Below are 12,462 nucleotides of genomic sequence, written 5' to 3' on the forward strand. Positions count from 1 at the left end.
GGTGACAATCCACTCGGGCCGTTCAGGGATCCGGCCCACCGTCGTCGCGCTGGCCATAGCAGCGCTCACGGTCGCCGGATCCGCATCCGTCGTAGCAAGAACGACAGTCGCGCAGGCCGCCCCCGGCGTCATGGCCGCCGCAGCGGTGGAGGACGAGGGCACCGACTGTGCCGTCTCCGGCCTGCCCGACCTTGGTTCGCTGCCCACCAACGCCAAGCTTCCCGATCCGTTCCGGAGGCTGAACGGGACGACAATCACCACCAGGTCCGACTGGCGCTGTCGCCGGGCGGAGATCAGGGAGTTGACGGAGAAGTTCGTCTTCGGCGAGAAGCCAGCCAAGCCGGCCACCGTCACGGGGACGGTTTCGAACACCACAATCAACGTGAACGTGTCGCACAACGGCCGGAGTTCCAGCTTCTCGGCGCGGGTCGAGCTGCCGAGCGGCACCGGCCCGTTCCCGGCCGTCGTGGTGGTAGGCGGCTTCGGTGCGGACACGGCCACCATCAAGGCCGCCGGCGCCGCCGTCATCAGCTACGACCCGCTGGCCGTCGGCCGCGAGGGCACACCACGGAACAACAAGCAGGGCGCGTTCTACAGCATCTACGGCTCGTCGAGCAGCACCGGCCTGCTCGCCGCCTGGAGTTGGGGCGTGAGCCGGATCATCGATGTGATCGAGCAGTCCGGCAACGGGCTCCTCAAACCCGACGCGATGGGCGTCACCGGCTGCTCGCGGTACGGCAAGGGAGCCTTCGCGATCGGCGCGTTCGACCAGCGCATCGCCCTGACCATGCCGATCGAGTCAGGCAGCGCGGGCGTGCCCATCTTCCGCGGCATACCCGGGGAGGGCGCCCAGAGCCTCAGTAGCGCCTACGGCGAGCAGCCGTGGTTGGGTGACGCGTTCGGCTCCTTCACCGGCAACCCCAACCGACTCCCGGTCGACACCCACGAGATGGTCGCGATGGTCGCGCCGCGCGGGTTGTTCATCATGGACAACCCGCACATCGCCAACCTCGGCCCCCGGTCGGCGAGCGTGGCGGCCCTGGCCGGCGCGGAGGTCTACCGGGCGCTCGGTGCCGGCGACAACATCACCTACTGGTCCGACGTGCAGGACGGCAGCCACTGCGCGAACCGCCCCGAGTGGCGTACCCCGCTCCAGAACAACATCCGGAAGTTCCTGTTGAGGACGGGCAACGAACCGGGTGTGATGCGGATTTCCAGCAGGGCGCTCGGCCGGTTGGCCGACTGGCGGGACTGGCCGACCCCGGTGCTGACAGACGGCCCGACGACGCCGCCTCCGACGACGCCGCCTCCGACGACGCCGCCCCCGACCACGCCGCCTCCGACCACGCCGCCCCCGACGAATGGTGGCTGTACGGCGACGGTGTCGATCAACCAGTGGACCGGCGGCTTCGTCGCCACGGTGCGGGTGAGCGCCGGCGCCACGCCGGTCAACGGGTGGACCGTCACCATGACCCTGCCGTCGGGTGCCGGCATCACCGGCGTCTGGAGCGCAAACCGCAGCGGCGACACCGGCACGGTGCGGTTCACCAACGTCGCCTACAACGGCTCCGTCGCTCCTGGGCAGTCGACCGAATTCGGCTACCAGGGCACCGGCAGCGGTGCGGGGATGACGCCCACCTGCTCAACCCCCTGACCCACGGGGCCCGGTGCGGAGGTCGCACGACCCCGCACCGGGCCCTGCCGACAGCGGGGCGGACAGCCCCGATCCTCCGCCGTCAGAGCCAGACCACGATCCCGGTCAGGTCGTTGAGGACCGCTGCCACACCCGCCCGGATGGCCGCCGCGCAGCGCTCGGCGGTGAACGACTTCGGGTCGTACGTCGAGGACATGCCGAGCCCTTCCCCGCGGAACGACGCGCCTTCCCAGTCGACAGATGTGACGTTGTGGGTGGGCTCGGCGAGTTCGGCGCCCACCACGAGGAACTTCTCGTCCAGGTGGTTCGGGGTGACCAGGGCGAGGGGATCGACGAGGTCACCCCCGGCGCTGACGATGAGATCCGGGTTCATCTCCATGGCCTTGGCGATGCTGGGAACGGCATCGTGGGCGTTGCCGACGACGATCGTCCGGAGATCCGCGTGCTCGTCGTCGGCCCACTCCCGTACGGCCGTCACGAGCGCCTTCGTCGGGTCGTCAGTGCCGGCGGTGAGGAGGACCACCCGGTAGTCCCTCGGCGGGTGGACCCCCGCCCACGAGCCGGGCTGCGGCGTGATCGTCGCCTCCGGAGCGGGGGTGGTGGAGGGGGCGACGAATCCGGGGCCGAGAGTCCCCACGGCGCTGGGCGCGGGGTGCGGCTGTGACCAGTCGTCGCCGGAGTTGCAGGCGGTGACCAGCGCGGCGGTCGCGGCCAGCATGGCAACGGCCCGAAGCGGGGGGCGCAAGGTGGTCGTCCTTTCGAGCGGTGACGGCAGCCTCGTATTCCTATCTCAATTCCCTGCGCCGTTTATCTGCGTACGACCGTTCGAGGTCTTTGTTTTCCGGCGGTTCGTCGGCACGCGGGCTGGTGTTCACCCGCGCCATGCAACGTGCACTGGCCAACCGAGGGAGTCGCATGTTCGGGCGCGTCCGCCGTACCGTTATCGTCACCGCTGTCGGGATTGCTGCGGCGGTGGTTCCATTTTTGGGCGCAGGAACGGCGTCCGCGCACGGGTTTTCGTCGACTGTGTACGCGAAAATAACGGCCGGAGACGAGGGTCACATCCGGACGGCGCTGGACCTCGAATACGACCTTCTCGTCGTGTCCGCCGCGGATGCGGTCGACGACGACCCGCTCTTCCAGGTGGGCACCGCCGCATTCGAAGCGGGCGACGGCGACGCCCAGGCCGCGGCTCTGGAGAGCCATTCGTCGACGGTTCTCAGGTACATCTCCGACCGGTTCTCGGTCACCGCGCGTGACGCGGCCTGTCGGCCAACCCAGGTGGGCGACCCGACGATCGGCCAGCGTGAGGGTGTGCCGTACGCGAATCTGCTGTTCGACTGGACCTGCCCCGAGCGGGCAAACGAGCACGAGGTGCGCAGCACGCTGTTCCCGGACGGCGAGGACTACGTCAAGGGCACCAAGACGATCGTCACCTACGAGATCGACGGCCGTTCGGGCAGCGCGGCGCTGGACAGCGCCAACCCCACCTTCTCGACCGCGCAGGCCTGGTACGAGCGGTTCGGGGAGTTCTTCCTGCTGGGCGCCGAACATCTGCTGTCCGGGATCGACCACATCCTGTTCCTGCTGGCGCTCATCGCCGGCTCGCGGCGGCTGCGGGAGATCGTGCTCGCGGCCACCAGTTTCACCCTGGCGCACTCGGTGACGTTCATGCTCGCGGCCCTCGGCTTGGTCGAGGTGCCGGGGGCGGTGGTGGAGCCGGTCATCGCGTTGTCGATCGCCGTGGTCGCCGGTTGGCACCTGTGGGGGATCTGGCGACGCGGCGCGCACGCTACCGACCTGGAGACGGCGGGGCACGGTCACCTCAGCCTGGACCGGGCCGGCTGGATCCGGCTCGCTGTGGTGTTCTGCTTCGGCCTCGTACACGGGCTGGGCTTCGCTGGCGCGTTGGGCATCGACGAGGCCTGGTCGTGGACCCTGCTGTGGTCGCTGTTGGTGTTCAACATCGGCATCGAGGTCGTTCAGTTGACGATTATCGCAGTGGTCTTCCCGCTGCTGCTCGTCCTGCGCCGTCGTGCGCCGAAAGCCGGCATCTGGGCGACCGGCGGTGTTTCCGCAGCCGTGTCCGTCATGGGGCTGATCTGGTTTGTGCAGCGCGTTTCCGGGTCCTGAGTGGGGCTAAGTAGTTCGCGAAGTGCAGGCTTTCGCAAGATCACGTTCATGGTCGGTTCATCAGGCGGCGAAAGCGTGGATTTACTTCCCCGGCGTCGGGTGAAGTCACCATCCATTTCTCTATTTGAAAAGGGAACAATGTCGATGACATTGAGCACCTCGACACGGGCCCCCGGGCTTGTGCGGCGGCGCGTGGTCGCCGGGGTCGCAGCCGGCTTCCTGGGAATGGGCGCGGCCCTCGGTAGCGGCCTGACGGCCACCGCCAGCGCGGCCGAGTCCACCACGATCACCGGCGTGATCCTCGGCGTCGGCGCCAACGAGACCCAGCGGATCGTGAGCTGGTACTCCTCCGCGGACACCGCGCAGAAGATCCAGCTGGCCCCGACCGCCGAGATCGTCAACGGCGAGTTTCCGGCAAGCGCCGTCAGCTTCGAGGCCGTCGGCGCGGCGAACACCTCCACCACCGGTTTCAACAGGCACGCCACGATCAGCAACCTGCGCGAGAACACGGCGTACTCCTACCGGGTCGGCGCCGAGGGCAGCTGGTCCCCGGCGTACGCCTTCAAGACGCGGGCGTTCGAGGGCGACTACGACTTCCTCTTCTTCGGCGACCCGCAGATCGGCTCCTCCGGTGACCGGCTGAAGGACCAGGCCGGCTGGGAGGACACGCTGAAGGTCGCCACCGCGGCCAACCCGAACACCGAGCTGCTGGTCTCCGCCGGTGACCACGTCGAGAGTGCCAACGACGAGGGCCAGTGGGACTCGTTCCTGGCCCCTGAGCAGCTGCGTCAGTACCCCTTCGCCGCCACCATCGGTAACCACGATGTCGGCGGCAAGTCCTGGGAGCAGCACCACTTCACGCCGAACACCGACCGCTCGGCCCAGTACTACTCCGGGGACCAGGCGACCCGCTCCGGCGGCGACTTCTGGTACATCTACAAGGATGTGCTGTTCATCGATCTGAACAGCAACAGCTACGTCAACCCGGCAGACGGCTCCGCCGGCGGCGACGCGGCGCACGTCTCGTACGTCACCGACGTCGTCAACAAGCACGGCTCCGAGGCCAAGTGGAAGGTGCTCGTCTACCACCACTCCATCTACTCGGCGGCTACCCACTCCACCGACGGGGACAACGCGGCCCGCCGGAAGGACTTCACGACGGCGTTCTCCGACCTCGGCATCGACATGGTGTTGCAGGGGCACGACCACGTCTACACCCGTAGCTACTCGATCAAGAACGGCCAGAAGGAGAACCCGGCCGAGCAGCCCGGCGCTGCCGACGTGTTCCCCGGCCCGGGCGGCGTCATCTACGTGACGGCGAACTCGGCCTCCGGCTCGAAGTACTACGACATCAAGAAGCCGGGCACCACCGGCACCGGTCCCACCGGCCTCGGCCCGGACCCGCTGAACCCGAGCAACTACTGGTTCAACTCGGCGCAGAACCAGGAGCACGTCCGCAGCTACGTCAAGGTGCAGGTCAAGGCCGACAAGCTGGTGCTCCAGAACATCCGCAGCGGCACCTGCGCGGCGCCGAACGCGGCGGTCGAGAAGGGCCTTTCCTGCACCAACACCGCCGAGGGGCAGCCGGTCGGCTCGATCGTGGACAGCACCGCGATCCACCCGTACCACGGTGACGGTCAGGCCATCCAGGTCAACGTGCCGAACCCGGCTCCGGGCGAGTTCGGCTGGACGATCGACGGCTACAACGGCCTTGTCGACCTGGGCACCGCCCAGGAGCGCAACGGCACCTTCTTCGAGGCGACCGGCAAGATCAACCCGATCCTCGTGTCGGACAGCCGCCGCTCGCTCGCCCCGTGGTCGATCTCGGCCAACGTCGGCGACTTCCAGGACGCCGACAAGAAGTTCTCCGGCTCCTACCTGGGCTGGACCCCGTACCTGCTCGACGGCGGCGCGGGTGCCGAGGCCGGTGCTCCGGTGCTGTCGTCCCTCGACGACCAGGGCAAGGGCCTCTCGGTCTCCAGCGCCCTCGCCGCGGCCGCGCAGGGTCACGCGCGGGGCGGCGCCCGCCTCGGTGCCGACCTGGATCTGAAGATCCCGGACAGCATCGCGATGGGTAGCTACCGCACCACGCTCACGATCACCGCACTGAGCAGCTGATCCAGCTGTTCCACCGGGCGGGGTAGGCACCTTCGGGGGCCTGCCCCGCCACCCATTTGCCGCCTTATCAAGATCACCTCAAGGATCCGACATGTACCCGTCCGTAACGCGCTGGAAGAAGCTTGCTCGTACCACCACGCTGTCTCTGCTCGCCGCAGTCGCGACCGTCGGCGTCGGTGCCGGCCCCGCTCTGGCGGCGGACGGCAACGTCGCCTGGACGGTCCGCACGGCCTCCAACAGCTACGGCGAGGCTCGGTCCAGCTACAGCTACACCGTCAACCCGGGAAGCGCCGTCGAGGACGCCATGGTGGTGGCCAACCGCGGCCCCGCGCCCCTGACCCTGTCCGTGTACGCCGCCGACGGCTTCACCACCGACGCGGGCCAGCTCGACCTGGTCACCAGGGACGCCAAGTCCGTCGGGATCGGCGCCTGGGCGAAGCCGAAGGCCGGCAGTGTCGTGGTCCAGCCCGGCAAGACCGCACAGGTCCCCTTCACGGTGAGCATCCCGGCCAACGCCACGCCCGGTGACTACGTGGGTGGGATCCTCACCGCGCTCACCCAGGCCGACCAGGCCGAGGGCATCAACGTCGACCGGCGCCTCGGCATCCGGATCAAGCTGCGGGTCGGTGGTGAGCTGAAGCCGCGCCTCGCGATCGAGGACCCGCACGTGACGTACGGCGGCTCGGCCAACCCGTTCAGCAAGGGTGACGCCACCGTCACGTACAAGATCCACAACGTCGGCAACGCCGCGCTCTCCGGGCAGCAGGCGGTGTCGGTCTCCGGGCCGTTCGGCGTGCTGCGGGTCCGGGCGAAGGACATCGCCGCGCCGCCGGAACTGCTCCCGGGCGAGAGCTGGGACGTGACCGTGCCGATCGCCGGGGTCGCCCCCGCCGTCTCGTTGGCCGCGACAGTGACCCTCACCCCGCTCCTCACCGACGCCTCCGGCTCCACCACCTCGCTCAAGCCGGTCCAGGTCACCGCGCACGGCTGGGCGTTGCCGTGGACGCTGGTGCTGGTGCTCGTCGTAGTTGTCGCCGCGGTCGTCGGGGCGTACCTGTACCGGCGACGCAACCGGACGCGGCGCAAGGTGCGCGAGGACGCCCGCGTAGCCGACGCCGTCGCGCAGGCGTTGCGTGGTCAGGAGCCGCAAACCTCCTGATGGCGTAGCCACCGCCGGCGAACGGGAGCACCGCCGCCGTCGTCGCGGCCCGCCCGCCCGGAGCCGCCGTACTCCGGGCTGGCGGTCATGCCTGTTGGGCCCGCTCGGGACACACCCGGCATGGCCGGTCGCCCTTGTGGGTGAACGGCGCTCAGCTCCGGAGCACGCCCGTCCCCGAGCCGGCATGCTGCGACGGTGACGCCGGCACTGAGGGGGAATCCACATGGTTGACGGGGATGTGCCAGAGCGGATGCAGGCCGCGGCCCTGGACGAGTTCGGCGGGCCGGAGGTGATCACCCTGCGGAAGCTGCCGATCCCGCAGATCGCCGACGACGAGGTGCTGATCAAGGTCTTGAGCGCTGGCGTGGGGGTGTGGGACGTCTACGAGCGGCAGGGTGTGCTGGTGCCGGAGGGCTCCGCGCTGCCGATCGTGCCGGGCTCCGACGGTGTCGGCACCGTCATCGCGGCTGGCCGCAAGGTGTCGAACGTCGTGGTCGGCGAGCTCGTCTACGTCTCCGCCACCACCCGCCCGAAGGGCGGCTTCTACGCCGAGTACGCGGCGGTCAAGGCGGACTACGCGGCGAAGGTGCCCGACGGCGTACCGGCCGAGCACGCCGGAGCCATGCCCACCGACGCGCTTACCGCGCTGGCCGGGCTGGACACCCTCAGCCTGTCGGCCGGCGCCTGGTTGCTGATCTTCGGGGCGAGCGGCGGTCAGGGCCACCTGGCCGTGCAGTTGGCCAAGCGGCAGGGCCTGAACGTGATCGCCGTGGCGTCCGGCGCGGAGGGCGTCGCGCTGGTGACCCGCCTCGGCGCCGACGTGTCCCTCGACGGCCGCGGCGACCTGACCGACGTGCTCGCCCGGATCCGGGACGCGGCACCGGCCGGAGTGGACGCCATCCTGGCGATGGCCGGCGGCAAGACGCTGGACCGGCTCACCGAGGCGCTCACCGACGGCGGAGTGGTCGCCTTCGCCCACGGCGTGCGGCCGGAACCCCAGGAACGGCCGGGTGTGACGGTCCGGGCGTACGACGGCGAAGCCAGCCCCCGCCAGTTGCAACGCCTCAACGAACTCATCGAGGCCGGCCCGTTCGTGGTGCATGTCGCGCAGACGTACCCGCTGGGCAAGGTGCGGGAGGCGCACAAGCGCCTGGAGACCTCCTACCCGGGCAAGCTGCTGCTGACGGTGGCGTGAGACCTCAACGCGGCGTGCGCTGTCGCGGCACGCGTACCGATGCCATGCCGGCCGCGGTCGCGGCCCGAATGCCCAGGTCGGTGTCCTCGAAGACCAGGCACGACCCCGGGGGTACGCCGAGGTGCTCCGCCGCGAGCAGGAACGCCTCCGGGTCGGGCTTGGCCCGGGTGTAGTCCTCGGCGCAGACCAGCACGTCGAACCGGTCCAGCAGGCCGAGCGCGCCGAGCGAGGCGGTGACCGAGGCGCGGGTGCTGCCGGAGACCACGGCGAACGGAACCCGCCGGTGGGCGTCGTGGATGTGTGCCACCACCTCGGGTACGGCGGCGAGCTGCGGCAGCAACTCCTCGTAGTAGCTCTCCCGGCGCTCGACGACAGTCGCGACCGGCATGGCCAGACCCTGCTGCTCGTTCAGGGCGACGATGATGTCGGCGGTCGGCCGGCCACCCCAGGCGTAGAAGAGATCCTCCGGGAACTCGCAACCCCACTCCTGGAGGGCCCGCTGCCAGGCCAGGTAGTGCAGCGGCATCGAGTCGACGATGGTGCCGTCGCAGTCGAACAGGTACGCCGCGAACTCACCGGCCGGCAGAGGCAGAGTCATCGAGGCAGGGTACAGCGGCACCTGCGTTCAGGCTTCGCCGACGGACGCCAGCCGGCGCAGCAGGTGGGCCCGTTCCGGCTCGGTGAGGTTTCTTCGGTCGCGAGTTCACGACACCAGGTCACGGCGGTCCACCCGTCGCTCGAACCAGGTGATCCCGATCAGGAGGACGGTCAGCAGTGCGAGCGCCGCCAACGGAGCCACTGATCGGCCGACCGGCAGCAGGGCGAGCGGCAGCAGCGCGGTGACGACCTGCGTCGGGTCGACGGCACCAACTGTCAGTCGGCGGAAGATCAGCCTGCTGAGCAGGTAGAGGGCCGCGCCCCCGTACAGGGCGGTGGCGGCCTCCCAGCCCAGCGGGCCGGCAGGGGGCGCCTCCCCACTGAGCCGGTCGATCACCTCCTCGATGCCGAGCGCCACGTAGAGGGCACCGATGATCAACGGTGAGTGCCCGATGCCGTACGCGTCGCCGGCCACCCCGGCCCGGCGGTCGCCCGGCACCGCACCGATCGCCCCCCGCGCTGCGGGCGCCAGCCGGTCGAAGTACAGCCACCACAGGCAGACCGTGCTGGTGAGGCCGAGCAGTGCGGCCGCCATCCCGGCGCCGGCCGGTGCCATCGTCCGCGGCCCCGCACCTGCCGAGATCAACGACTCACCCAGCGCGATGATGAGCACCAGGCCGAACCGCTCGGTGAAGTGGTCCAGGCTGCGCAGTGGCCAGGGCCGGAAAGCCGACGCGATCCGCGCGCCGCCGATGTCCACGAGCAGCGCGACCGTCCAGAGCACCGTCTGGGCCGCCCCGCCGAGCAGTGCGCCACCGATCAGCGGAAGCCACGCCAACACCACCGGCACGCTGAAGAAACGCAGCGTCGAACGCAGCGGCGGGTCCGTCGCGCTCACCCAGAACAGGATCACCAGCTGTACCGCCCGGACGACCACGTAGGCCAGGGCCAGGGTGAGCGGCGGGTCGAGGACCTCCGGTTCCTGCCGCCACGCGTCCGGTAGCACCAGCGCGGCGACGAAGGTCGCCGCCATCGCGACAAGGGTCGCCGCGCGGACCAGGCCGACGTCCGCGCGGACCAGGTTTCCCAACCAGGTGTACGGCCCCCAGGAGTAGAGCAACAGCAGGAGCAGGAGCAGCCCCTGGGCCAGGGTGAGCGCGGTCGGCGAGCCGGCCATGAAGGTGATGACCCGGGTGAGTGCGAAGACGAAGACCAGATCGAAGAAGATCTCGAACATCGTGGTCCGGTGCGTCTGGGCGGCCGGCACCGGACGAATGCCCGAAATCCCCTTCATCCCCGCATTCTGCGCCAGATTGATCGGCGATTCATCCGCTCTCCCGCCGGCGCCTGGCGAGGGAGAGCGGACAGCGCCGCCCGGGTGCCGGCCTCAGGCCGAGGCGTCGGTCCGCCGCCGGCTCCGCTCAGCCCGTCGCCGCACCTGCCGGTACGCGCCGGTCAGCCCCATCGCCCGGCGTACCTCGACCAGGGTCTGGCGGACCTCCTCGCGGGTCCGCTCAGTGCCCTCGACGATCAGCCGGTCCACCAACCCCCGGTCCGCCTCGATCTCGGCCCGGCGCTCCCGGATCGGCGCGAGAAACCCCTCGAGCGCGACGATCAGCCGCTGCTTGACCTCCACGTCGCCGACCCGGCCGGCCCGGTAGCGCCGGGCCAGGTCGGCCACCTCGTCGCGGTCCGGATTGAAAACTTCGTGGTACGCGAAGACCGGGTTGCCCTCCACGGTGCCCGGCACGTCGGCCCGCACCCGGTTCGGATCGGTGTACATGCCGAGCACCTTGCGACGTACCGTCGCCGCATCGTCGGAGAGAGCGATGGTGTTCCCTCGGCTCTTGCTCATCTTGGCCGCCCCATCGGTGCCCACCAGACTCGGCGTGTCCGCCGCGATCAGCTCCGGCACCGGGAAGACCGGGCCGTACAGGTGGTTGAACCGCCGGGCGATCTCCCGGGTCACCTCGACGTGCGCGGCGTTGTCCCGACCCACCGGGACCACCTCACCCTTCACACAGAGGATGTCCGCGGCCTGGAGCACCGGGTAGCCCAGCAACCCGTACGGCATCTCTTCCTTGCCGGCATCGCGGGCCATCTCCTTGAGCGACGGCACCCGTTCCAGCCGGGGCACCGTCACCAGGTTCTGTAGCAGGGTGTTGAGGTCGCCGACCTCGGGAATCGCCGACTGGAGGTAGAAGGTGGCCCGTTCCGGGTCGACCCCGGTGGCGAGGATGTCCGTCACCATCTCCCGGGCGTTGCCGGAGACCTTGTCGATGTCCTCGCGGCGGTTGCGGGTGGTGAGCATGTGCAGGTCGGCGATGATGAAGAAGCTCTCGTAGCGGTGGTGCAGCCGTACCCGGTTGGCGATGCTGCCGACGTAGTGGCCGAGGTGCAGGCGGCCGGTCGGCCGGTCGCCGGTGAGCATTCGTGCGACGGACATGGTGATGCCTCTCGTATCCGAAGGTGGGTCACGCGTGGGCGCGCGCCGAGCGGGGCGGGTCAGCCCCCTCGGTCAGCGGGATCGGCTCAGCGAGCCGTCCGCCATCGCGCGCCGGCGCGGAACCGCAGACCACCGGCACGGAGGACACTCAGAATCTGCTCACGGCCATCGCCGGAGCCGGTCGGAACCCCGGGCAGCGCACCGAGCTGGCGGCAGTCGACCTGGTCGACCGCCTCCGGTGCGAAATTGCCCGTCCGGACCACGACCTCACTTTACCCGCGAGGCGGGGCCAGGTGGTTGTCGGCGTAGTAGGCGCCAACGCGCTCCCGGTACTCCGGGTCGGCCGAATCCGCATCGAACGGCGGTGCGTCCTTGATCTGTTGCTTGGCCCGGTCGACGTGCACGACGCGTTCCTGGTGGTCCACCCGCTCCACCGTGCCGGCAGGCAGCAGCACCTTCCGCCCGAAGATCCAGTGGCCGGTGTCCACCACCAGGTACCCGGCATCCGCCTCGTTGCTCGCCTCGTCGATGGTGCCGATGCGCCCGTCACTCGCCTGCACCTGGTATCCCACCAGGTCCAGTGGGGTGCCGGGACCGGGGGCGTCCGGACCGTCGTGGCCGCCGTCCTGCCCTTCCGGCGGGGTGACCGACGGGGTGGTCTCGGTGTATCCGCCAGCCAGGGCGGCCGGGTCGCGCCAGGCCCAGGGATTGAAGATCGAGGGTTGCACGGGGCACCTCCGGGGGGACGGTCCTCAGCTGTCCTGTTTCGAAGTGCCCAGCGCGTCGGGGTGAGAAACGGACCGATGGCCCGTCACGTCTCCCGCACCGGTGTGGCGTTGCGGCGGGGTGTCCGTTGACGGCCAGGTGGACCGGTGCGCTGGCATACTCGGCTGCCATGGTGCTGTCGCGAGGGTGGGCTGCCTTCCTGGTCGGAGTCGGGGTCTGGACCTGGGTGATCTGGCCGCGGTTCGCGGTCGCCATCTGGCAGGACCCGCGATCGTGGACGTCGGGCACCGTCGCCGAGGGTCCGGCCACCAGCTTTCTGTGGGTGCACGCGCTGCTGATCGCGGCGTCTCTGGTCATCGGGACGACAGCCGGCGTCCTCGGCGTCCGGGCCTGGCTCGCCGCTCGTCGGCCCCGTTCGTCGTGATCGGCGCTCG

11 protein-coding genes are annotated in these 12,462 nt (G+C 69.9%); 6 read left to right on the forward strand and 5 right to left on the reverse strand.

The genetic code is table 11. From position 1 onward, the window contains the following. Position 1: 1 nt before the first annotated feature. A complete protein-coding gene (locus tag AB0B86_RS08055) occupies positions 2-1,654 on the forward strand; it encodes a cellulose binding domain-containing protein (protein ID WP_357416693.1) in 1,653 nt (550 codons plus the stop codon). 82 nt (positions 1,655-1,736) lie between these two features. On the opposite strand, the gene AB0B86_RS08060 is transcribed toward AB0B86_RS08055, so the two are convergent. Next, complete coding sequence (locus tag AB0B86_RS08060; protein ID WP_357413700.1) at positions 1,737-2,399, reverse strand: hypothetical protein; 663 nt, start codon at positions 2,397-2,399, stop codon at positions 1,737-1,739. Between the two features lie 20 nt (positions 2,400-2,419). On the opposite strand from AB0B86_RS08060, the gene AB0B86_RS08065 reads away from it, so the two are divergent. From AB0B86_RS08065 to AB0B86_RS08080, 4 genes are all read left to right on the forward strand, one after another. Next, on the forward strand, positions 2,420-3,787 hold the full coding sequence (locus tag AB0B86_RS08065) for a HupE/UreJ family protein (protein WP_357416695.1): 1,368 nt from the start codon (positions 2,420-2,422) through the stop codon (positions 3,785-3,787). A 144-nt stretch (positions 3,788-3,931) separates the two neighbouring features. Then, a complete protein-coding gene (locus AB0B86_RS08070) occupies positions 3,932-5,905 on the forward strand; it encodes a metallophosphoesterase family protein (protein WP_357413704.1) in 1,974 nt (657 codons plus the stop codon). Between the two features lie 91 nt (positions 5,906-5,996). Continuing rightward, on the forward strand, positions 5,997-7,064 hold the full coding sequence (locus AB0B86_RS08075) for a DUF916 domain-containing protein (protein ID WP_357413706.1): 1,068 nt from the start codon (positions 5,997-5,999) through the stop codon (positions 7,062-7,064). A gap of 223 nt (positions 7,065-7,287) precedes the next feature. Beyond that, positions 7,288-8,259 carry an NADP-dependent oxidoreductase gene (locus AB0B86_RS08080; protein WP_357413708.1) on the forward strand — a complete coding sequence of 324 codons (972 nt, stop codon included), beginning with the start codon at positions 7,288-7,290 and terminating at the stop codon, positions 8,257-8,259. A 4-nt stretch (positions 8,260-8,263) separates the two neighbouring features. Here the strand turns inward: AB0B86_RS08080 and AB0B86_RS08085 are convergent, their stop codons facing one another. From AB0B86_RS08085 to AB0B86_RS08100, 4 genes are all read right to left on the reverse strand, one after another. Then, positions 8,264-8,857, reverse strand: a complete 594-nt coding sequence (locus AB0B86_RS08085) for an HAD family phosphatase (RefSeq protein WP_357416699.1) — start codon at positions 8,855-8,857, stop codon at positions 8,264-8,266. A gap of 105 nt (positions 8,858-8,962) precedes the next feature. After that, a complete protein-coding gene (locus AB0B86_RS08090) occupies positions 8,963-10,150 on the reverse strand; it encodes a low temperature requirement protein A (RefSeq protein ID WP_357416701.1) in 1,188 nt (395 codons plus the stop codon). A gap of 93 nt (positions 10,151-10,243) precedes the next feature. After that, positions 10,244-11,302 (reverse strand): tryptophan--tRNA ligase, encoded by a 1,059-nt coding sequence (gene trpS, locus AB0B86_RS08095; RefSeq protein WP_357416704.1) that lies wholly within the window; start codon positions 11,300-11,302, stop codon positions 10,244-10,246. Between the two features lie 272 nt (positions 11,303-11,574). Continuing rightward, positions 11,575-12,030 (reverse strand): PRC-barrel domain-containing protein, encoded by a 456-nt coding sequence (locus tag AB0B86_RS08100; RefSeq protein WP_357413716.1) that lies wholly within the window; start codon positions 12,028-12,030, stop codon positions 11,575-11,577. A gap of 167 nt (positions 12,031-12,197) precedes the next feature. Between AB0B86_RS08100 and AB0B86_RS08105 the strand changes: the two genes are divergently transcribed. Beyond that, entirely contained in the window at positions 12,198-12,452 is a 255-nt protein-coding gene (locus tag AB0B86_RS08105) for a hypothetical protein (RefSeq protein ID WP_357413718.1), read from the forward strand. Positions 12,453-12,462: the final 10 nt, after the last annotated feature.

The sequence above is a fragment of the Micromonospora sp. NPDC049047 genome, from assembly GCF_040649135.1.
GTDB lineage: Bacteria > Actinomycetota > Actinomycetes > Mycobacteriales > Micromonosporaceae > Micromonospora.

Excerpts from the sequence above, each read along its gene's own strand:
- AB0B86_RS08080 (WP_357413708.1), top strand. The coding sequence starts at position 7,288 with ATGGTTGACGGGGATGTGCCAGAGCGGATGCAGGCCGCGGCCCTGGAC.
- trpS (WP_357416704.1), bottom strand. The coding sequence starts at position 11,302 with ATGTCCGTCGCACGAATGCTCACCGGCGACCGGCCGACCGGCCGCCTG.
- AB0B86_RS08075 (WP_357413706.1), top strand. The coding sequence starts at position 5,997 with ATGTACCCGTCCGTAACGCGCTGGAAGAAGCTTGCTCGTACCACCACG.
- AB0B86_RS08085 (WP_357416699.1), bottom strand. The coding sequence starts at position 8,857 with ATGACTCTGCCTCTGCCGGCCGGTGAGTTCGCGGCGTACCTGTTCGAC.
- AB0B86_RS08090 (WP_357416701.1), bottom strand. The coding sequence starts at position 10,150 with ATGAAGGGGATTTCGGGCATTCGTCCGGTGCCGGCCGCCCAGACGCAC.
- AB0B86_RS08070 (WP_357413704.1), top strand. The coding sequence starts at position 3,932 with ATGACATTGAGCACCTCGACACGGGCCCCCGGGCTTGTGCGGCGGCGC.
- AB0B86_RS08105 (WP_357413718.1), top strand. The coding sequence starts at position 12,198 with ATGGTGCTGTCGCGAGGGTGGGCTGCCTTCCTGGTCGGAGTCGGGGTC.